The organism is Chryseolinea soli (assembly GCF_003589925.1).
GTDB classification, from domain to species: domain Bacteria; phylum Bacteroidota; class Bacteroidia; order Cytophagales; family Cyclobacteriaceae; genus Chryseolinea; species Chryseolinea soli.
The window spans coordinates 4,627,701-4,651,103 of sequence record NZ_CP032382.1 but is presented as its reverse complement, the minus strand read 5'-3'; the positions used below and the strand labels follow the sequence as shown (position 1 = coordinate 4,651,103).

Annotated in this window: 9 protein-coding genes; 3 read left to right on the top strand and 6 right to left on the bottom strand. The window is 51.7% G+C overall.

All coding sequences use genetic code 11. From position 1 onward, the window contains the following. Positions 1-5 precede the first annotated feature (5 nt). The 3 genes from D4L85_RS19780 to D4L85_RS19770 all read left to right on the top strand — a co-directional run bounded on the left by D4L85_RS19780 (position 6) and on the right by D4L85_RS19770 (position 4,902). Entirely contained in the window at positions 6-3,116 is a 3,111-nt protein-coding gene (locus D4L85_RS19780) for an efflux RND transporter permease subunit (RefSeq protein WP_119755929.1), read from the top strand. A gap of 31 nt (positions 3,117-3,147) precedes the next feature. Then, positions 3,148-3,753, top strand: a complete 606-nt coding sequence (locus tag D4L85_RS19775) for a YceI family protein (RefSeq protein ID WP_119755928.1) — start codon at positions 3,148-3,150, stop codon at positions 3,751-3,753. A 228-nt stretch (positions 3,754-3,981) separates the two neighbouring features. After that, the gene (locus D4L85_RS19770; protein WP_160143865.1) at positions 3,982-4,902 is read left to right on the top strand and encodes a hypothetical protein; all 921 of its coding nucleotides are present in this window, start codon (positions 3,982-3,984) and stop codon (positions 4,900-4,902) included. Between the two features lie 133 nt (positions 4,903-5,035). Here D4L85_RS19770 and D4L85_RS19765 read toward each other — a convergent pair whose 3' ends face one another. From D4L85_RS19765 to D4L85_RS19735, 6 genes are all read right to left on the bottom strand, one after another. Then, positions 5,036-5,587, bottom strand: a complete 552-nt coding sequence (locus D4L85_RS19765; RefSeq protein ID WP_119755926.1) for a dihydrofolate reductase family protein — start codon at positions 5,585-5,587, stop codon at positions 5,036-5,038. A 90-nt stretch (positions 5,588-5,677) separates the two neighbouring features. Then, on the bottom strand, positions 5,678-6,457 hold the full coding sequence (locus D4L85_RS19760) for a helix-turn-helix domain-containing protein (RefSeq protein WP_119755925.1): 780 nt from the start codon (positions 6,455-6,457) through the stop codon (positions 5,678-5,680). A 182-nt stretch (positions 6,458-6,639) separates the two neighbouring features. Next, the gene (locus tag D4L85_RS19755; protein WP_119755924.1) at positions 6,640-7,836 is read right to left on the bottom strand and encodes a sensor histidine kinase; all 1,197 of its coding nucleotides are present in this window, start codon (positions 7,834-7,836) and stop codon (positions 6,640-6,642) included. 186 nt (positions 7,837-8,022) lie between these two features. Further along, complete coding sequence (locus D4L85_RS19750; RefSeq protein WP_160143864.1) at positions 8,023-20,739, bottom strand: hypothetical protein; 12,717 nt, start codon at positions 20,737-20,739, stop codon at positions 8,023-8,025. Between the two features lie 542 nt (positions 20,740-21,281). Continuing rightward, the gene (locus D4L85_RS19745) at positions 21,282-22,109 is read right to left on the bottom strand and encodes a hypothetical protein (RefSeq protein WP_228450541.1); all 828 of its coding nucleotides are present in this window, start codon (positions 22,107-22,109) and stop codon (positions 21,282-21,284) included. Positions 22,110-22,463: 354 nt separating this feature from the next. Beyond that, positions 22,464-23,399, bottom strand: a complete 936-nt coding sequence (locus tag D4L85_RS19735; RefSeq protein ID WP_119755921.1) for a DUF4249 family protein — start codon at positions 23,397-23,399, stop codon at positions 22,464-22,466. Positions 23,400-23,403 lie beyond the last annotated feature (4 nt).

Below are 23,403 nucleotides of genomic sequence, written 5' to 3'. Positions count from 1 at the left end.
AGATCATGTCAATAACAGAGATTGCCGTTAAGAGACCTTTATTGGTCCTTGTCATCTTTACAGTCCTTATTCTATTTGGAGTACAATGTTACTTTAGGTTAAACTATAACCTGCTTCCGAAGATGGAAGTCCTCACCGTATCTGTCAGCACCGTCTATCCGGGTGCATCCGCCGCAGAAGTCGAAACCTCCGTGACCCGAAAACTGGAAGATGTCTTTGCTTCGGTTGAAGGCCTCGACAAAATTAGCTCCACCTCACAGGAAGGACTGTCACAGATCGCCATTCAATTGAAAAGCGGAACCGATCTTGACGAAGCTGAGCGAAACGTGCAGCGCAAGGCCGATCAGGTATTGAATACGCTTCCGGAAGACATCGATCGACCGATCGTCAGCAAAGTGAACCTGGAAGAGACACCGGTCATTCGCGCAGGGATCACCTCACAACTGGCCTCGAAGAATTTGTATGACCTGGTTGACAAGCAGCTCCGCCCGGTCTTGCAAAACGTTACCGGCGTCGGACAAGTCAACGTCATTGGTGGCGATGAACGTCAGATACAGGTCAATGTTAACCAGGAAAAGCTCAATGCCTATGGTATCAGCATCACCCAGGTGACGGACGCGGTCCATTATGCCAATCAGTCTTTCCCGGCAGGACGGATCGAAACCGTTGATCAACAGGTGTCGATTCAGTACGACGCCAATGTTACTTCCATTGAGCAGATCCGTAACCTTATCATCCGCCAACATCCCGGGGCAGGAAGTATCTATATAAAAGATGTGGCGGAGGTCATAGACGCCACGGCCAAGACCACGGCGATCAATCATGTAAACGGGCTGCCCTCCATCGGTGTTCAAATCATTAAGCAATCCGATGCCAATGCGGTGAACGTTAGCAAAGGCGTCAGGAAGGTCTTCGCTCAACTGGAAAAGGAGTATGAAAAAGAAAAACTAACGTTTACCATATCCGCGGACCAATCCGTTTACACGCTTCGCTCGGCCGACCTGGTGATCGAGGACCTCGGGCTGGCCGTGCTCATCGTGGCGATCGTTATGCTGGGTTTTCTGCACAGTGTGCGAAGCTCTCTGTTCGTATTGGTGGCATTACCTGCCTCTATCATACCCACGTTCATCGCCATGTATTTGATGGGCTTCTCGCTCAACCTGATGTCACTGATGGGCATGTCCCTGGTCGTCGGGATCCTGGTAGACGACTCCATCGTGGTCCTGGAAAATATTTACCGTCACTTGGAGATGGGCGCAGATCGTGTGAAAGCGGCATTGGACGGCCGTAGCGAAATAGGTTTTACCGCCATGGCCATCACGCTCGTAGACGTCGTGGTGTTTTTGCCGTTGGCGATGTCGGGGGGGATCATCGGGTCCATTCTCCGGGAGTTTTCACTGGTCGTTGTCTTCTCGACCATCATGAGTTTGTTTGTATCTTTTACCATCACGCCCATGCTCGCCAGCAGGTTCGGAGCGGTCGCTGTATTGAATCCCAAAACTTTATGGGGAAGGCTAAACCTTGGATTTGAACGGATGATCGATGCCTTGAAAGATTTGTACGCAAATCTGTTGATCGCTGCCTTGCAAAAGAAACGCTATCTCTTGTCGGGAGTCATGATGCTGATCATCGGTTCCCTGATGCTGGTGGCAAAAGGCTTTATTGGCGCTTCGTTTATTCCTTCCGGCGACCGCGGTGAAGTGCTGATCACCCTGGAGCTTGCTCCCACCGCTTCCATTTATCAAACCAACATGGTGACGCAACAGGCTGAACAACTCATTCTGCAGCGGCCAGAAGTCGTGAAAGTATTCTCCAGCATTGGCTTTGTGGGTGGCAGTGTCTCCGGTGCGACTAGCAACGCCAACGTGTCGGAACTTAGCGTTACGTTGAAGGAGGCACAAGAAAGAAATATTTCATCCGAAGACTTCGGCGTGCTCATCCAACAGACCTTGAATGGATCCATACCGGGGATTAAAGTTACCGCGTCACCGATCTCTATCGCAGGCAATAGCAATTCCGCTCCCATTCAGATCGCTGTTAAGGGTGTCGACCTTGCGCAGGTCAGAAAGGTGGCGGAACAGTATCGCGATATCGTTGGAACAGTCCCTGGAACGCAATTCGTACAGCTCTCCGTAAAGAACCTCAAGGAACAGGTATATGTAAAACTGGACCGTGAGAAAATGACGTTGCTTGGGCTCAATGCAAGTCAGGTCGGCAGCGCATTGCAGAAGGCCTTTAACGGCGATAACAAAAGCAAATTCAAAGAAGCCGGGAATGAATATGATATTCTTATCGGCCTTGACCAATATAACCGGTCAAGTATTGAGAATGTTAGAAATCTGCCGTTCACAAACAACAACGGCGAGACCTTCCTTCTCAATCAGTTTGCGGAGGTCGGTAGCGGACAAAGCGAGAGTGTCTTGCAGCGCAGTGACCGGCTAAATGCCATCACCGTGCAGTCCAATGTGGTCGGGCGCCCCACGGGAACAGTGGCTTCCGACATCAAAGAAAAAGTAAAGCATGTAGAGGTCCCGCCTGGTATCACCATTGAATATTTAGGCGATGTCAAAAACCAGGGCGATGCGTTTGGCAGCCTGGGGCTGGCCCTCCTGACGGCCATTGTATTGGTGTACCTGATCATGGTCGCACTCTATGAAAGCATGATATATCCTTTTGTTGTCCTTTTCTCGATTCCCGTCGCTTTGATTGGTGCACTCCTGGCGTTAGCCTTGGCGATGGAGACACTGAATATATTCTCGATTATCGGGATGATCATGTTATTGGGGCTTGTTTCCAAGAATGCTATTCTCATTGTTGACTTTACCAATCAATTGAAGCGTGAGGGGCACCGTGTAAAAGACGCGCTGGTAGAGGCTGGCAAAGAAAGGCTTCGCCCCATCCTGATGACCACCTTAGCGATGATCTTAGGGATGCTGCCCATTGCGCTTTCCTCGGGGGCCGGTTCCGAGATAAAGAACGGAATGGCTTGGGTCATTATCGGTGGACTGACCAGCTCGATGATGCTCACGCTCTTTGTCGTGCCGGCCATGTACCTGATCATCGAAGGATGGAAGGAGAAAGCTACACGCAAAGATGTTCATCCCGCCATCGTATAGAAATACGGAAGCATAAACAATCCACTGCCGTATGATTCGATGTAAACATCCTCAGTTTAGAGTTTCCGATAGCCGGGACTCCAACATATTCTTCACCGTTGCCCTACCGGGAGGCAAAGCTTTGCGAGGCTCGTTTGCAGACTTTGACGCGATGATGGTTTGGAAGGAAGCGGATCTCGGCACATCCATGTTGAAAATGGTTTTATATGCCGACAGCGTATCGGCGAAGACCATGCGCCTCACGCGTAGATTGATGGGGCCGTCATGTCTGAACGCAGCTCAACATCGCATTATCACCTTTCAAAGTACGGAATGGGAAAGACTAACCGCGAATGAATATCTCCTCTATGGCAAATTATCGCTGTACGGCACGTCCAAATTGGTGGTCTTCGAAGTAACCGATCTCGGTACTTTGATCGATGGCGAGGGAATGCCCAAACATAACAAGCTTCAATTCGATAGCATCATCAAGCCCTCTGATTTTAATCTTGCCCGGGTGGCGCGTCCATGGCATTTCGATCGTGATATTCACCTCCAAGGAATTGTCGTATTCAAAAATGAAGTGACGTCGGATCTTGCCCAGGTTCAGCATTCTATCAACCGCGTATTCGAACTTTTTCATTCACTCCACCACTAGCCTCCATCCTATTGTTTGTCTATGAATAAATTCCATGTAGTAACAGGCGTATCGAAGGCCGCGCCCGGGAGTGCCGATTTGAAGATACTCCCAATTGTTTTTGGGTTAACCATAAGCGGATCGCTTCCTGATGTATGGAGCAATACCCGACGTTTCATTTTTGTATGCTTCGTGTTTGCATCATACACGACACCTGCACAAGAGAAGCAGCAGGTCAAAGATTCTCTCTTGAATTTAGCGGCGCGGATCAATAAGGTGTACCCCACCGTCAGACCCTATTCTATCCAGATCGATCGCGTGAGCGATCGGGTTTACAATGCAAATTTTCTGAAGCAGAAAATTGAAAAAGGCGAGATTGCGGAGACCTTCCGGGCACGGTCTTTCGTTACTTTTCCGAGCTTTAAAAAACGCAAATTTGTTCTTTACGGAACATTCACCCACGTGTATCAGAAAGAATCGCTGCGGAATACAGAAAGTCTCTCCCCCACCTATCCTCAATTTAGAGATCGGCGAGACGTTGAAACGCATGACCTGACGTTGTCGATCAATACCGTTTATAAAGATTCATTATTTGGCAAAACGGCGGTGTTCACATCGGCCCTGATGCTAAACAGCAGAAATTTTAAATCCGTCGAAAAGCTTCGAGGTCTTTTCACCGCCACCCTGGTCCTCAAAGCCAACCAGCGAACGATCATTACAGCCGGCTTGATTGCTTTAATTGACCCTACTGCCAACCTGCCCTTTACACCCCTGTTTACGTATTGGCACCGGTTGCCCAAGCAATGGCAGCTTGACTTCGTCCTGCCCTCGCGGCTTTACCTGAGACACCCGCTTCATGCCGGATGGTTTTCTGTCGGAACAGAACTCTCAACCGTCCACGGCTTCAAAACACCCGACCAATCCATCTTGAAGGGCGACTATGAAATCTCCAACATTCTTCTCCAATCGGGGGTCAACCTGGAATACCCTGTTCGAGATGGCCTGTTACTCGGATTCAGAACGGGCGTCGAATGCATGCTGGCTTATCGCATGGTTAAGCTTAACGGCAAAAGCTCCGATTATGTGAGTAACGCAAAAGCCGATCCCACGGCTTTCGCCAGCTTGTCACTCGCGTATGTGCCGGGCTTGAAAAGGAATAAAAAACGGTAACCGCAAGTCCCTACGTGTTAAATTGTCATTGGGCCAAGCACACATTCCCAAAAGCTCACCCAAGTCCAACGCCGACTTCCAAAAGCACCCGGGACGACTTCCTTGAAATACCCGAAAAGGTGGGAAGGGCGTCTTATCGAATCATTTTAAATTTGACAACCGTCACGCCCTTATCCAGTTTTTGAATATCGACACGCTCCAAGCCAGTATCCAACGCTCCCTCAAATAGCCGCTTTCCAAACCCAAGGATGTGCGGATGGATCATCAATTTCAATTCATCCACCAGCTTTGCTTCCAACAGCGATTTCACCAGTGTCGCGCTGCCTTGAACCAAGATCGGTCCTCCCTCCTGCTGCCGGATCGCTGCAATCTCCTTCAGGGCGTTTTGCCCGAGAATGGTAGACGGTTGCCAGGGCGCCGTCGTCAACGTGGTCGATACTACATATTTTTTTACGGCGTTCAACTTTCCGGCAACGCCCATTTCATTGTTCTTCAACGATGACCAATACGGGTACATCATCTCATAGGTATTCCGTCCGTAAAGCATCACCTCGCAGTTGTCGATCGTGTCGCGTATGGACGCAGCGCGGCTGTCGCTATGATAGGGTTCGAACCATTTGTTCATCAGGGTTGAATCGAAGACGCCATCTAATGACATCCATTCGGTGACGATAAGTTGTCTCATGTGTGATTGGTTAAAATTTATACAACGTTAGGGCCATCGCATCGGGAGAAATAGAACAGACCCGTCACCGCAAGAAAAACTTAAAAAAAGTCAGGGAATATATTGTGAAAGCTGGCCGAGGTATTGGGTTGGGGTGAGACCGGTAAATTCCTTGAAAACGCGAATGAAATGGCTTTGGTCTGCAAAACCGTTTTGATAGGCGATGTCGCTCAGCTTGGCGTGGGGATCCAGGTTGAGCGCTTGAAAGGCGGCATCGAACTGGCAGATGCGACGGTACATCTTTGGTGAAACGCCCACGTTGAGTTCGAACAGCCGCTGAAAGGTTCTTTCCGAAACGTTCAGTTCCCGACGGATGTCAGGGAGTTGGCGCAGGCCATTGTTTTTCAGGATCTCGGTGGTGGCGAACACGATCTTTTTATCGTCCGCTGTTTTGCACTCCATCCGCTTTTGGATAAACGCCGTCATCGCTTCCAGACGGTCCTTCAGCGCAGGCGCGTTCAACAGTTTTTCCTGCAGGCTAAAATCGGCTGCCGCTTTAAAAAAATTCAGGTCTGCATGTTCGTTCGTAAGGTCAGTACCGCTCACGTTGAATAGCGATCGCAAGGCATACGGATAAAAGAAATACGCTATCAATGTAAAGTCCCCCTTCATCACCAGTTCGCTGGGTGCGATGAATTGGCCGAAGAGCGTGAGATGGCCCACCGGCTTGCCTTCTCTTGACGCTTTTACGGTTTGAAAGACGAGCGTCGGAGCACCGTTGGCAAAGAGTGGAAGGATGAAGTCGCTTGGCCTGTTGGCGTCCTCGATCACCAATATATTTTTCACACACCGGGAGATGGCAAAGGGCGGCAGGATGAATTGGGCTTTCATGCAGATTAAAAATGCAGCAAATCACCGGCAAAACAAAAAAATGCCGACGGCCGTGCGACGATATACCCCATCTCTTTGTGTATTTTTCTCCACAATAAGGGGATTTTTATCCTTAAATCCCCAGGGTTGAAGCCTCAACGCTCATACCGTCAGTAGTTGGAAAATGTATTCCGGACAAACTACTACTGCGGTTGGTCATTGAGCGTAAAATAGAAGTTGGAGCCTTTGCCCGGGTCTGATTCAGCCCAGATCTTTCCATTGTGCTTATCGACAATTCTTTTCACGATAGCCAAGCCGACGCCGTTTCCGTTGAATTCTTTCTCGCTATGCAGGCGTTGGAATATTTCGAACAACTTGTCATAGTTCTTCATGTCAAAACCAGCACCATTATCCTTGACGAAGAACACCAATTTGTCTTGTTCTTGCCTGGCCCCGATCTCCACCCGGGGGCTTTCTTTTTTTTGAGAATACTTCACGGCATTGGAAATCAGGTTTGTCCAAACCTGTTTGAGCATATTGTTATCGCCCTGAACGACGGGCATGTCGTGAATGACGATCTCGGTCTTATCCAGCGGCATGCTCAGGGCAATGTCATGAATCACTTCATTTACAAGTTCTTTCATGCCGAACGCGGTGCTGGAAATGTCCTCATGGGCCTGCCGCGAAAAGTGCAAAAGGTCCCGGATCAATTTTGCCATCCGGTCGGAGGAGCGCATAATAAGATTTACCAGCTCGAGCACTTCACCATCAATTGGCATGTCGCGCAGCAGGGTGGTGAGGGCGATGATGCTGTTTAAAGGACCTACCAGGTCATGTGAAATCGACGAATTAAAGGAATCCAGAAACTCTACCTGCTCAAGTCTCTTTTGGAGACTTTCATTCAACGACTTTATCTTGGCTTCTGATAGTTTGCGCTCTGCGATTTCAAGTTCCAGTTTTTCGTTTGCCACGCGGAGTTCCCGCTCCTGTCTGATGAGCGCCCTGTTCTTCTCGCTCAGCTCTACGAAAGCCTTTACTTTTGCTTTCAACAACTCGGGTATAATCGGCTTGCGGATATAATCGACGGCACCGGACTGGTATCCCTTGTAAACGTTGCCCTCAATATCCATGGCGGTCAGAAATATGATTGGAATATTGATCAGCCTTTCGCGGCTGTAGATCAATTCCGCGGTTTCGAAACCGTTCATGATGGGCATGACCACATCCAGCAGAATAAGATGAAAATCCACGTCAGTCAACAAGATCGAAAGGGCTTCCCTGCCGGAATTTGCCTTGACTAAAGCGTAATTTTCATTCTGGAGTATCGATTCCAAAGCAAGCAAATTCTCACTACGGTCGTCGACCATGAGAATTTTAAATTCGGAGATATCATTCGCCATTCTGGTAGGATTGAAAGGGATGAAGGCGGGTACAGATCACTCGCTTTCAAGGCACCTCATGCCAAACCATGTGCCAATTCCGAAGTCCTGTGGCAAGCCGTTGAATCGGCGCCCGGGCACGCATGGATAGGATAAAAAAAGGTTCTTTGAAGAACCTTTTTTTTATCCTGCTCACGTTAGCCGCCGCTATTCTACTTCTATTTTCTGCGTCAGCTTCAGCGAAGGGCCGGCTTTGAGGATGTACAGCCCGGCCGGCAATGTGTTATCAAAAACCAGGTCTTCTCTCACGATGCCTGATTTGCTTGTCGTCAGTATTCTTTCCATGACGGGTTGCCCGAGCATGTCGAATATTTGAACCGGTATGTCGGTCACACCCTGAAAGCCTTTGAGCTCCACGGTAATTTTCTTTCCGGCAAACGGATTGGGATAAGCCTTCATCGAAACCGATGTCACACCATCGTATCGTACGGCCACCACTTTTGAGTAGGTGAACTTCCTGTCAAAATCGGTTTGCTTTAACCGGTAGTACGACAAACCGGGATAAGGATCCGGATCGCTAAAGGAATATTTATGACCCGTTTTAGTATCGCCCTGACTCGGAACCTTCACCACTTCCGTGAACGTCTCGCCATCCGATGATTTTTCTATCGTAAAGAAGTCGTTGTTCTCTTCTTCGGCGGTAGCCCACTCCGTCAATACGGCGTCGTCTACTACGCTCGCCTTGAAGTATAAAAGCTTGATGGGCAGGGGCGATGTAATGTCTCCGGACCCCAGTGTAAAAGGACTGAAGGAATTAATTTGCGTCATGGACACGGTGCCCGTGATATTCGTTCCCGATTGCGAGAAGGTGCCTCCACCCGTAGGAATATCCCACATCGCGCCGTCCCAATGAACAACTTTCAAATTGGCGACATTCCCAATGTTTGGCGGAATATAGCTGCCCACGTTGTAAGACAACGTGAGGTCGGCAGATGTTGCACCCGCGCGCGATATCAACCAATACTCAAACTCGCTGACCTTCTTCAAGAATGAATAATTGTAAATATTGTTGGAGTATCCACCCGAGGTAGGATTGGCACCCACATATTCGGCCGACCAGGTGTCGGGGCCACTCGTGTTGTTGACCATCGCAGGACGGTATCGGTTTGCCGAAGCGCTGCCCAACGGGAAGACAAAACTTGTTCCGGTCAACACCTTTGTCATCGGTCCCGACACAAAGCTATTGGCAGAGCTTCCGCTGGTGGTGGCGGTGGCTGTCAAGGCCAGGCCGTGTGTGGCCGACGACACCAGGTTGCCGGTCGTCAGCGTGAGCACATTATTCACCGTGGTAGTCGCCGTGCCGTTGAGCGTAGCATTGTTGCCGGTTTTAGACATCGTCAGGTTGTAGAAGGTCGTCGTTCCGCTGATGGTACTGGGTGTGGTTCCCGTGAACGTGATCGTCCCGGTGGACGCCGTAAAGGTTCCGTTGTTCACCCAATTCCCAGCGACGTTCACATTCCCCGCCGGTGCTGTTATGTTACCGGTAGCGGAAATGGTAACATCGTTGAACGTTGTTACCGCGGCGCCGCCTATCGAGCTCGTACCCTTGAAGGTTACCATGCTGCTGTTGCGCGTAAAGGTGCCGCCGTTCGTCCAGTTGCCGTATACATCAAGATTATTCGTGCCGTTGATCGTTAACGACGCACCACTGTTGATCGTGATGCTTTTACAAATGGCGCCCGCCGCGTTGATGATGGGCATGTTAGCCGCACCAGCAGGAATTACAACATCGGTGCTAGACGTGGGAACCGTCGTACAAATCCAGTTATTAGGGTCGAGCCAGTTGCTGCTAATACCACCCAACCAGTTTCCGGTGGCGGTGATGGTAATCGAACTGGTGGCGGTGATCGTGCCGCAAGGACCTGCCGGGGCAATGGTGTTGGTTACCGTGTAGGTGCCTGGCGTACTGGCCGACAGGTTCACTTGCCCGGTGGAGGTGCTTACGAACACCAATCCGGTAGTCGACGAGAACGTTCCAGCAACGCCACCACCGGTAAAGGTAGGGCTAGGGTTGGACGCATTCGGGCAATAAGGACTTGCCGCATAGTTAAAGGTAGCCACCGCAGGGGTTGTTGTCGTTATGCCTATGGTCCTGGCTGTTCCAGGTCCGCAGCCGTTCACCGCAGAAACGCTTAGCGTTCCATTCGTTGCTGCCGCACTGAAGTTAATCGTTACCGAGTTGCTCGATCCCACAATGGTTGCTCCCGCGCCGGAGTACGACCATTGGTACGATGTTGCGCCTGCCACCGCCGGCACAGTATACACGTAGCCGGAAGTGCCTTTACACACCGACGTAGACGCAGTCGTGAATGCTGAAGGTTGCTGCGGTGCGTAGGGGAAAGAGATCGAGACGCTGCTGCTCGATGTACACGAACCGTTTGTGATCGTCCATTTCAACGTGTACGTGTGCCCGGGAGGGCCACCAAAAAGTGCGTTGTAATTTGTGGCGTTAGGGGTGTTGAACCAACCGCCCGTTCCGGAGGTAATGGTCCACAAACCTGTTCCCACGGTCGGATTGTTCCCCGACAAGTTCAAACTGGTGGCATTACACAAGGATTGATTGGAGCCCGCTACTGACGTGGTTGGCGAAGCATCCGTTGTTACGGCGGTGCCATCCACGTTACCGGTAACCGTACTGTTGTTGTACTTAAACCCGGTTAACTGGTAGGATCCCGCTGCCGATGTAGGCAATGTGAAAGGAAGCGATGTGACCACGATCGGCGTTTGTGCCACGCCGTTAAAACTATAACTGATCGTGTAGTTCAACGTGATGGGCGAGTGCGTGGTGATCGTCACCGGAATACCCGCGGTTCCGCACACGGCGCCGGTTGGCGACAACACAGCAAGTGGTGTGGGGTCAGTGATACTTCCCAGTGAATAATTCTTCGGCGTTGTCGAAAGGTTCACGTTGCTTGTCGTGGTGGCACTGCCCAGGTTGTTTACACCTGTGGTCGTAGACGTCAGTCCTACCCACGACGACGTGCCGGTATTGTACTCGGTAACCTCCAGATCCGATATGCCATTCACGGTCATATATCCGTTCAGATCGCTTTGCGCATCCCAGGCAATGCCAACCCTGGCTGTTTTTGAAGCGGTAGCGGTTACCGTCCAATACTCGAGCCTGTTCATTTTAATGATAGGCGCTGTAACCGACGATGCCGTGGGGTTGGGGGTAAAATACTGTGCCGTGAAGAGCGAAGTCCCCGTCGAAGCCGAGGTAAGCGTAAAGGTGTGACCCTTTACCGAACCTTGTCCCAGTGGATAGACGAACGCGCCGCCATTCACAATTTGTTTTTTCAGGGGGCCGTTAATGTATGACGTGGCGCTGCCGCCCGTGGGTACTATGGCCGAGGAAGAAGTGTTGAGAATGCTGAGACTATTGGTCGACGTCGTCGTGACAATACCGTTCGTCAGCGACAAATTTCCGTTCACTTCAATGTTTCCGTTTGCGCCGATGGAAAGTCCGGCACTGTTGTCGATCTCAAGATTGTTAAAGGCATTCGCGCCGGTGAAATCGCCCGTTGCGCCGCCGAGTGTTTGTGCTGCCGAACCCGAGAACGTAACGGTTGCCGTACTGCCGCTACCGCTCAGGAAGGCACCCGCGTTATAGCGCTCCATCGAACCGTTGACGGTGAGCGACCGGTTGTTCACACTGTTATCCAACGTGGGACCGTCTATTTTGAGCGTGTTGCAAATCGTCAGGTCAGTGTTGGGCAAGATTCTCGTTCCCGTGCCGCTAAAGGTCAGGTTGGGTATCGAAGTAAAGCCGTTCAAGATCAGGGTATAGCTTCCGGTACCGCCGTATTCGATCGTTCCCGTGCCAAGGCAATCCAGGAAGGGCGTGAAATTTCCGGCGGGCAAATTGGCGCTTTCCAAATAGAGCGTGCCGGTGCCCAAGCTGGCATCGCCATCGACCGTTCCAAAGTTGTGGCCATAGGTAGGCGAAAGAATGGACAGCTTGCCGGTGCCTTGAATAACGGTGGTGTAGGCGAAGCAATTGTTTACCGTAGTGGACACGTTATTTTGAATGATAACGTTGTAGCCGTTTGGACCACCCACCGGACAGGGAGGCGACGCACCCACCGGCGTCCATATAGTATTGTCCGACCAGTTACCGTCGCTGTTGGAAATATAGGTAGGGATTTGACTCGGGATGGCCGGATCCTCACCCGCAGTATAGTCACCGTTCAGGTTGCTCGACCCCGCCGGGAAAGGGAACGTTATCTTGTGGGTCGTCTCGTTCACGTTGTCCGTTGCAGGACCTACGGCCGCCTTGCTCCAGTACGTTCCCGGAAGCTGCAGCCAGCCCGCTACATAATCGGACTCCGTTCCGTTCACGTCGCTCGCCAGGTAATTCAGCACGAGGGTACCGTCAAAGCCGACGATACCGGAGCTTGAAATGCTGAAATAGTAATCCAAAACTCTGCTGGGGTCGATCACCGTGGGTTGATACGAATCCACAGGCGCCACCTTGATATAGCCGATCGCACCGCTGGCATTGATGGTGAAAACGGCCGGCGTGTATTTCGACGCCACACCCAGGGGATAGGTAAAGGTTGTGGTCGACGAAATGACCGGGAAGAATTTTGTCAAGCCGAGGCTGGTAGCCACACCGTCGGTCATGATCATTTTTGTAGAGCTAAACGACGAACCCGAAATGTTTGCCGTTGTGTTCAGGATAAGGTTATTCGATTTGATGTTGAAGATACCATTGGTCATCACCAGGTTGTGATCGAGTGTAATGTCGTTCAACAAGGCCACATTGTTCGCATTGTTGATCTCCAACCGGTTGAACGAACCGGTACCCGAAACTTCTTGCAAGGATGAACCCGCCATGCTGATACCGCCGGTGATGTTGTCGTCTGAAAAAGCGCCGTTGTTAACGAAAGCACCGTCAGTCAAAACGGTGACCTTGTTGGCGTTCAGCAACAGGCTTCCACTGCCGATCGTGAGATCGTGATTGACGGTAAAGCTGTTGTTGACGGTTAGCGTAACCGACGGCGAGACGGTGAGGTCGTAGAAGTTCGTGGCCGATGTTCCGCTGATGTTCTGCGTCGAACCCGTAAAGGTGGTCAGGTTGGTGCCATACACATAGCTCGCCGTGCTTCCGTTGTTCACCAGGTCCTGGTTGATGGTCACGTTCCGGTTGTTAGCGTTGAAGAAGCTCTTGTTGTTCGAAAGCGTCAGAGTTCCTTTCAATACCAGCGGGTTGGTCATCAGTGTAACCGTAGCGTTGGTTCCATTAGAACCGCCAGCCGTCACCGACAGATTGTTCAGCGATGCTGTAGCATCCATGGTATAATTCTGAACGGCATTGGGAACGGTGTTGGAGAAAATGATCGTACCACCGGTCACGGTAGAGCTTGAAGGCCTGATGTACAAGTCACCAAACGTAGTACCACCGCCTCTTTGCAGCGTAAGCGTTCCGGCCGACATATTGAATTGACTGCCCGTGTTGAGCACTTCCAATTTTGCCCGTGTTAAAGATGTGGCCAACCCGCCTGCCGAACTGTTACCGTTGATGGTTACCGTTCCATTGCTTTGCGTGTAGGACAATGCACCGTTCGTCGATGCCGTGGATCTTCGGATCTGCCCGTTCACCGTCAATGTTCCGCCCGTCACCTGGATGGCCGCGGAGTTACCGGAGTACTCGATATCATTGTTGAACGCCGAAGTTCCCACTTGTCCAACATACACGTTCCCATTCACCACGGTAAGTTTTCCACTCAGCAACAGATCGCTGGCATCGGCACCGTTGCTGGCGATGAGCACGTTTTTGTTGTTGCTGTTGGTATAGTTGATATAAAGGCCTGCCGTCGAAGGTATGTTGAGGTTCGTGGCCGCAGAAATCGTGAAATCCGTATTGGGGTTTGGCCGTTGATACTGCAGCGTTCCGTTTTGCAACGTCAGCCAGTTATCTGCAGGCGTGGTGAGCGTACCGGCGATGTTCAGATTCAGCGTGGTGGCCTGCGATGATCCTTTGTTCACCGTAACCGAACCGAGTATGGTGGTTGGTGTTCCAACCGTATTGGTGATGCTCGCCGAGTTATTGCCGTTAAAGGTGACTGGAACGGTGCTCAATGCAACCCGCGCGATTTGCCCCGCGCCACCATTCGCAAGCCCGTTTCCATCATTGGTCAACGTCCCACCAATTGTCAGGGTTTGATTTGTTGCCCCCCCTCCAAAATTATCCAGAGCACAAACAGAACACACGGTAACATTGCCCTTCACAACCACGTTCTGTGCTACGTTTCCGTTGCCATACCACCCGAAAGCTCCGCCCTGTATGTCCAGGTTTCCGTTGATCGTAATGGTTTTGGCAACCGTTACTGCCGGAGCGAGGGGATAATTTCCAGACCAGGTCGGACACAACCACGAGTCTGCATTGCCGCCGGTTTCCGTGCAATTACCATAGATCAATACGTCGTTGTTCGGGAAAATAATATTAGAACCACCAAGAGGCGAGAACAGCAGGTTGCCATATGTCGTCACGCCGTTGGCCATCCAATACGTCGTTCCGTAGCCGGGGTTTGTACTATACAGTTCGGTCGTTCCTAAATTGGTATTGAAGCTGCTGAAGTCGCCGGCCGGATTGGCAAACGTACTTCCCGACGCCTGTGCGCAAGTAATTTTAATCCTTCCGTTACCCAACGAACTGTTCATGACGATCCCCAGGTTGCTGGAAGGATTATAACGAACATCGAGCACAGAACCCGCATCGATATAAAGCGTGGCGCAGCTATGCGGATCGGTATTCGGATTGGTCAGATAGTTTGTTGGTGTTCCAAAGCTGATGGTGTGCCCGGCACCGATATGCACCACGTCGGTTGCTCCCGGTGTACCGATGTTTACAAAGGTGGCACGCGTCGGATCGCTCGTCCAGCTTGCCGCGGTACCCCACGCACCCGTGGCATAGCTGTAAAATACTTTGGGCGTTCCAAACGGATCGGTCGGGGTATCGTCGCCGGCCGTGTAATCGCCGTCGATGAATGACACATTTTTCAAAAATGTTCCTGCAGTAGGCTGACCGATAATTTTGTTGGTAATGTCCAGGTCGCTGGTCGTTCCTTTTGTCCAGGAGGTGGTGTTCACATCATAGCGTGCGGCCACGTAGCCGTTTTCCGTAATATTCGTTCCCGTCACCACATCGTTCACCGAATACGTATAGCCGTGCGTTACTTTCGCCGTACCGAGTGTAAAGCCCGAAGACTTCACGCGCCAAAAATAGGTCAAGGCTCTTCCGGTAGTGGTTTCGTTGGGATGTGCATATCCGACAGGAACCACCGTAATGGACCCATAGGCTGTTGGCGCCGCACTAAGCCCAATCGACGCCGGTGTGTACTTCGGAACACCCACATGGCTTGTCGATGCTGCACCAATCGGAAAAACAAACGCTGTGGGAGAGGTGTACACCTTCGTGATACCACCGTCACCCGCCGTGCCTGCCGATTGTGCGTAGCGTAAAGTGCCTGCATTGGCCACTGTCGCCGAAGCATTGAATTTCAAATTGTATGTGCTGATGTTGAACAGATTGTCGCGCGAGAAAGTGAGCACGCCATTGATCGTTACATTGTTGGCCAGCGAGATCGGAGCCGTCGCGGCATTGGTGCTGTTCAATTCAAGATTTTGGAAGATACCGTTACCGTCGATGGTTTGGGTGGAAGTCGATCCGTTCAAGGAGATCTTTCCGGTACCCGCATGCACCCCGGAGTTGTAAACATTACCGGCTACAGAGATAGTATTTCCATTGTCGTTCAACGTGCCCAGCGTAAGGTTCAGGATGCCGCCGACATTGATGGCAGTTTGCGAACCCGCAAAATTTACAGCAACGCCGCTGGTTTTGGTGAGCGTCAGGTTATTCAGGGCGAGCGCGCTGGCCGTATTGACCGTGATGGTTTGCGCTCCCGATCCATTCAAAATGGTGGTGTTGGCCGATGTACCCGTGGCCACGTACGTTGCACCGTTGGCAATGGTGAAGTTGCCCCCGATCGTCAGGTTCTGTGCATTGGCATCAAAGCTTCCCGACTGAATGTTCACCTTCGACAGCACCGTAAGCGGATAGCCTGCCGCCAGTTGAACAACGGTCGAACTACTGGGTCGTTTGATCACCAAATTGCCCAACGCGGCATTGGAGGAGATCACATGGTTGGTTTCGTCGGCAGCACCCGTTCCCGCTGTCGGAATGATGGTAAGCGTACCGCCGGTTACACTGATGTTCGACGCAGACGATTTCACATCAAAGACATACGGTGCCGTGGCCGGAGGCGTAGCATCGCACACGTCATAGATCCAGATGTCGCCGCTCGACATATTGAAAATGTTTGCCGCATTGTTGATGTTAAAAGTTCCAAAGCCGGTGGTCGTTCCATTGGTAGCCCTGACGGTATTGATGGTAGTGGCTACAGTGTCGACCAAATTGGCTACGGTCGCATACGATAAAGGCACACGTTTCATGCGCCCGCGGAGGGCGAAGAAGCCACCGCTCATTTGAAACGACGCCGTCGACGAAGTGGCGTTCAGGAATTGCTTGGCATCCACATCGCCACCGTTGATCACGATCTGACCGGAACCACCGTTGGTGACGATACCCCCCGATTCGCGCATGGACAAATAACCATCCGAGATCTGCAGCTTACCATATACATAGAGGGCGCTGTAACCGCCTTGCAAAACACCGTTCGCCAGGCCGGTACCACCCGATACACTATAGGCGGTATTGACTTCGCGGTAGTCATCGGCCGTGCCCAGCACAACTACGTCGGGTCCGTTAATGTACAGCCCGCCGTTTGCAGGAATAAAGTAATCGGAAGTTGCCGGTAGCGTTCCCGTGGTGTTACCCTCGGTAAGCGAGGGGATGATCGTTGAACCTTGCAAAATCAAAGTTCCATTCCGGATCCACAAGGCTTTCTTGATGTTGGGATTGGTAGCCGTAGCGCCCGCCGAGGCATCGGCCACGGCGTTGTTGGCACCATACAATTTAAAATAACCGTACGCCGAGGAATTGACCGTAAGGGAATAGGTCTGGTCGTTGCCTTTATCCAACACCAGGTTGTAGAAGGTCGTGGTGTTGTTACACGTCAATACGTTGCTTGTCGAGCCCTGGAAATAAACCGTGGCAAATCCCGACGTGGCACCCGTCGACGTAGGGGGAAAAGCGTTGTAAACCGGGTAAGGAATGTTGGAAAAGCTTACCGTTCCATTGTTTGTGAAGTTACCGTTGATGACAACGCGGTGCGATTGATTGTCATAGTACTCGATAAAAGGACCCGCCACCGCGGTCGTGATGGTCGTGGGGTTGGTCGTGGTGTTGGTCACCCCTGTACCCACCGTGATTGCCGCGCCACTGTTCACCGTAACGTCGCCGTTAATGGTCAATTGACGCCGGGTGGACGTGTTGTCGTTAATTTGGAACGTGCCGGCCTTCACCAACAGATTTCCGTTCAATGTCAAATTCATCAATTGCGTTGCGGTCCGGCCGGCGCAATTAATGGTCAGATTGTTATACGTCGTCTGGGCAACTGGTAAAGCAAAAGACGCTGCGTTGTAGTACTCAACGGTTCCGCCACCGGCATTGATAAACGTGTTCGCCGCAATGGTAGGGAAATTGATGGAAGCCAATCGCACCGTACCTTGCCCGCTAAGGGTCGACAAGCCACTGGTAAAGCTGAAGGTCGACATGTCTACGAAACCGCCACCGTCGATCTGCAGGTTCAGCAATTGCGCGGTAATGTTGCTCGTCATTGAAACCGTGCGGCCGGTCAAGATCACGACATTGTCGTTGTAACCCGGCACCGTGGTCCCGCTCTGCAAGGTTCCGCTGGGGTCCGATGTCCAGGTCGAAGGCGTGTTCCAGTCACCGGTTTGATACGAGTAAAAGGTCGATGTGTTGCCCATCGTCCAGTATCCGCCGGCAGTGGCGGTGGTGTTGCCGGTGATGGTGAACGAGTTTGTGCCAAAAGAAGATGTACCCGACAGCGGGGGCCGTTGAAAGACGGTGTAGGGTGCCGGTGCATAAGAAATGATCTGCGTGGCGCCGTTGAGTTGTGCCGGATCATATTGAAAAGTAGCAGTGATCGTTTTGCCTGGCGTGCTGGTAACAAAATCCCAATACACACTGATGTAGCCCGGGTTAAGTGCCGTGGGCACCGCACGTATGCTGTAGGTACCCCCCGCCGTAATGGAGCTCAGCGTCATGGGCGTATAATAGCCGGCAGCGCCGATGGGGCTAAGCGTCTGCGTGGACGCCACGTTCCGGATCAAATATCCGCTACCATCCGTTGCAACCATGTTCGTGGCCGAAAAGGGCGTACCGGCAATGGCTGCGTTATTGGTCAGTGTTAGATTGTAATTTCCAATTTCAAGCACACCGGATGTCAAAGTGAGTATACCCGTGGCCGCCAGCGTAACGGAGCTACCCAGGTTTACCGTATTGTTGGTGCCGGTTTTGTTGATCGTTAAACTCAAAAGATTACCGCCGACAATCGGAGGCAAGCTCATCACGGGCGTGTTGCTTCCGCCGATGACGAGGGTCGACGTCGCACTGCCGACCAGTGTTCCCGATGCCGGGGTCAGGGTGCCGTTCAGCGTGAGCTGTCTTCCATTGAGCTGGAAGCTATCGTTGGCATTGTTTCCAAAAACCAAGCTGGAATTGATCGTACAATCGGTATTGGTGAGCCTCACAAACCGGTTTGATCCGGTAGACGTTCCGTTGTTCAAAACTACATTTGACAGCGGGTAGCGGCTGCCGGCATCCACGGTGAAGCCAAAGCCCGCAGACCCCGTGTTGTTGCTCACCCCGTCGCCGAAACTGATCGTGCTTCCACTAAAATTATAGGCATAGCCCGCGGTGGGCGTAATGAACAAGGTGGTTCCGTTGCCGCTGGCAGGAGGATCGACAATGGTGAGCGTACCGCCCGTAAAGGTTACGGCATTTGTCGCACTGGTTGACGAAAAGCCGATCATGACCGTGCCTGACGGATAATTATCGACCGCCTGGGGGTCGATCCTGAAATTACCCGACGTCATGTTGAACTGCGACGTACTGGAAAACGAAACACCACCATACATGTTCAGGGTGCCACCGTCGATCCACAGGTTACTGGTTGCCGCGTTCACGGCCATCACGTCGTTACCACTACCATAGGCAAACGTGCCGGCCGTAATGCGAAGCAACCCGGTCACCGTGGGGTTTCCAGGGGCGGTCGTCGTGGCCGTCTGCACACAAGAAACGTTTGCGCCACTATTATTGAGCCACAAGCCACCGGCTCCCGCGGAAATGGTGGCGGCACCATAATAAGGGGTTAGCGTGGAAGCACTCGACAATTTAAATGTACCGCTGGTCAGTGTCAGAAAGGCTCCCGCCGCTGTAGGCGACGACATGGTGATGGGTGCCTGGACATCCAGCACGTTGCCGACGGCGCCCTTTGTTAAAGTGATTTGATTGAAGCCGATCGTGCCCGTTCCTCCCGGCGATGTCACCGTGTTGTTGGTGGCACCGGAGAACGTAACGTTACAAACATTGCCGGGAAAGGTCTGCACCATGTTGAAAGTACCATCCACCTGCAGGTTGCCCGAAATGGATAAAAGATGCACCGCAGCAAAGGCACCCACATTCAATGTGCTACCCAGATCAACCTGGACATTCCCTGTAACGTTCAGGGTCTTCACCTGGGCGGCGTTGCCGATGGTAAACGTCGTGTTGTTGGTCACCAGCAAGTTTCCGGTCAGGGTCAACGTGTTGGCGTTGCCGCCCCATACCGTGGTGCCTGTTCCGTTGTTGTTCAGGTTTCCGCTTACCGTCAAGGTATTGGCATTGGAGACCACCACGTTGGCGCCGGTGATGTTGAGATCGTTGTTAATGGTGGTGGTATTTGAGAATGTTTTCGTTCCGCTACCGGATAATTTTACATGGCGGTAGTTGTTGGAAGCAAAAACAGTTTGCGTCGAAGCATTATTGTATTCCACGGTGCTTCCCGAGTTCGCCGTGGTGTTAAAGGTGCCCGGAGCAGCATTGGTTGCACCACCCAATATCCACTGGTGCGCCAGACCGGCACCCGTCATCGTGATGGTTTGCGGAGTCACCAGGTTTCCGACAATGGTCACGGTACGGGCGCTTCCCGATCCAAAATCAAATGTCGTGTTGTTGGCCATCGTAAAGGTGCCGTTCACCGTGATGCCACTGATCCCACTGAGCAAAACGATCGTGTTGTTTGTGGCGATGCTTATGTTGTTGAAGGTGGGATTGGTCGTTCCGTTCAGGTTTTGGGTGGTGGCCGCATTGAACGTGAACGTGCCGGCCGTTGACTGGAACGTATTGTTGGAAGTGATGTCGCCCTTTACGGTGATGTTCGACGTGGAGTTGTTGGTTACAGCCCCGCCAACGGTGATGCTGTTTAGCGTATAGGTACCGTTGCCCGTGAGCGAAGTGCCGTTCAAGATCAGGTTACAAACCTGTGAGGCGCTGTTCCACAGCGTCAGGGTACCCGCGTTGGTCAGCGTTCCACCGACCGTCAGTGAATGGACGGCATTGAAATTCCCCACGGCGATGGTTCCACCGGAGTTTACCGTAACATAGGTCGTCACGTTAAGGGTTTGGGCAGTAGTGCTGTTGCCGATGGTCAACGTCCTGGGGCTGTTCACCGTGAGGGAATTGACCGTCACGGAGCCAGCGTTCATGGTGATGTTCGTGTTGATGACCACGTCTTCAGCGGGAAGGGGTACGTGACCCAGCGACCAGCTTGCCGCCGCGGTCCACAAACCGCCAGCAACTTGTGAAGTGTTGGTCTGGGCAAAACTTGGTGATGCGAGGGCGAGAGAGAAAAGTAAAAAAATGGAGGTTTTAAGAGCAGTAAAACTTCTGGCCATAGACGAGATATTTATTCCGATATCCATCCGCAGGATTACCTGACCTGGATCATCAGAGATTTTTTAGGTAAAAAGTCTAGATAAACACAAGTGCTACGTGGAGCATTCCCCACAACGCTACTTTAAATCGGTTTGCTGAGCACATACTTCCACGGTCTCATCATCTGGGATGATAAGCTTAGGGTCGACGCACATTTAGGGGAAGGATGGGCTCCAACAGACTTATATCAAAGGTATGACAAAATGATGCCATATTTATCAATACCCGCCAGAAAACTTAAATAATAACCGACTGTGTATTTTTATACACAGTTACCTGCTTTCTCATTCTCAGTTTGGCAAAAATGAAGCTGTATTTTTCTCTTTATGAAACACGTCCACAGAACTCAAATCGTTTGCAAGCGATTGCATGATCCCGGGCTTGGGCGTGTAGGGCCCCAGTTTCAAATCCGGTCACCGGAACCCAAGGCTTGATATCCGTTTGTAGAGCGTATGATCGTTGAGCCAAACCTGGTTTTTTGTTCCCACTGATGGCCTACCCGCTACGGCTTGGTCTCGCTTTTACCTATTTTCTCAAAAGCCTCCTTCGTCATCACGATCAGTTGATCTTTTTCACAATCCCATATCGACACGTTCTTTTGAGACAGCACATAGTAGGTCCTCCACCGGGCAAATTTCGCATACAACATCAGGGTGCAAATGTCCGTGGCGGTGATCAGGTCTCCCGTCTCCGGCACATGGGTATGCATGGCCGAGACCGCCACTTCCCCGGGCTTGCCGTAGTCAGTACGGATCAAATTGTGATGAAGTCTTTTCGTATTCCTCAATTCATTTTTATCGTCAAACGTCAGCAGGTAATCATTGCCAAAGACAACGACCCCTACTTTTTTTGGACCGGTCAAAACGTAGACTCTTTTGCCCAGTGCATCATTTAAAGGAATGATGTTGGGATTCATGTCTTGATAGAATTTAAACAGCGTATCGGTTCCCAACTTGGCCAGGGCAATTTGCCGAATAGCCAACAAGTCAGACTCTTGTTTTGACAACGCACGCTCCTGTCCATCGATCATTACGGTATTCACACTGAAGGTGCTATCGAAAGCAAACGTCGCCAGTATTTTCGGGGCGGCGTCCTGAGAAAAGAACACACAAATCGTCTGGTGCTCTGTGGCATATGAAAAATAGCCCCCGGCCCTTGTACTTTTGTCTTTAAACTTATCCAGGAAAACATCGGTTCCGTACCAGGAAGCCATTTCCGAACGATAGAGCTTCTTCCCTTCCTCCACGATCCTTTTCTGTTCCTTTGATTGCGCCCAAGAGATGGTTCCCATCAAAAGGGCTAAAACGATACCTGCGCTTTTCTTTTTCATAGGTCTATATATTGCATCGTGTTGCGGAAGCGTTGTTTGATTCGCATACCGAAGAAGGCAGATTTTAAGGATACTTTCAAGTTCCTTTAAAACTATTGGCAGGGTCGATCATCTGAAATAGAAAGGCCCCAATACAGGATGTGTATCTGCCTTTAGCGTTGGATCGCGCAGCGATTTATCGTACTCGCAGGCCTGCCGCACAGGCCCCTCGTGAGCCTGACGCCAGTCCGGCGGCGGCACTACACTAAGTAATCCTCCCAGCAATATCTCAAACGGGGCACTGGGAATATTTTCCGCTCATACAACCGAGGTGAAAGGCGTGACGATACCTTGAAAACAGAGGGAAAGGGCTAACTAGCGGCGGAACGTCTTGCCCAGTCCCGACACCACCGATACATTAAAGAACCCTACCACGGGCGAACCGTTGCCATCCAGGTTCACGATATTGGCCGATACGTTGGCCAGCGGCACGGCAGAGAACAGTTCTGCAATGCCCCCATTGCGATCGGTTTGCTTCAGCACCTCGTTCATATAGTTAAAAGATGCCTCGGTGAGCGAGTGGATCTCCACATACAGCGAGTCGCCCGGCTCTACCGGTGATACCGGATCATCATTGGCATCGGTCTCCGTGGGATTAATGCCGGTGCGCACCTGGGCGGTAAACGTCACGCCGTCAAACGCACTGCCCGATACACGGGCGGCATCGTAAGCCACGTTAAGCTCGCTGGGTTTACTCAGCAGCACACCGTTCTTGTAGGTCCTGATCCAATAGGTGTCGCCTTTGCCTGGCAGATCGGTAGCCCAAAACTCGCCGCGGTAAAAGGTCTTGTCGTTGTCACGCACCATGGGCCGGTCCCATTCGGCGTACGTCAGGCTATCGATGGCCGGCACACGGCCCACCCGGCAGTTTGCTTGAAAGGTTTCGCCGCCGTAGTTCACATTCAGTGTATAGGTCAGGCCCGTCACGCCCAGCCCCTCGCCGCCGGCCGGCGTCCAACGATACGCCCCATCGGCCGACTCCACGTCTTCACTGAATGCGTATACGTTACCCCGGTTGTCAGTCACAGATACTGTTGCGCCAGATGCCGCGGGTGGCGGGTTGGCGTTGTCGAAATAATCTTGTGTCATGGTGAGGTAGATCGTCTGTGTCTCCGGCTTGTTGTTGAGCCAGGCATCGATGTTCAGTACCGGCGTAGAGGTACCGGTATTAACGTCTATTACATCGTCGCACGCGGTGAGGACTAGCGATGCCAGGGTCAGGAGCAGCCATAGGGCTTGTTGCCTTTTCATACTC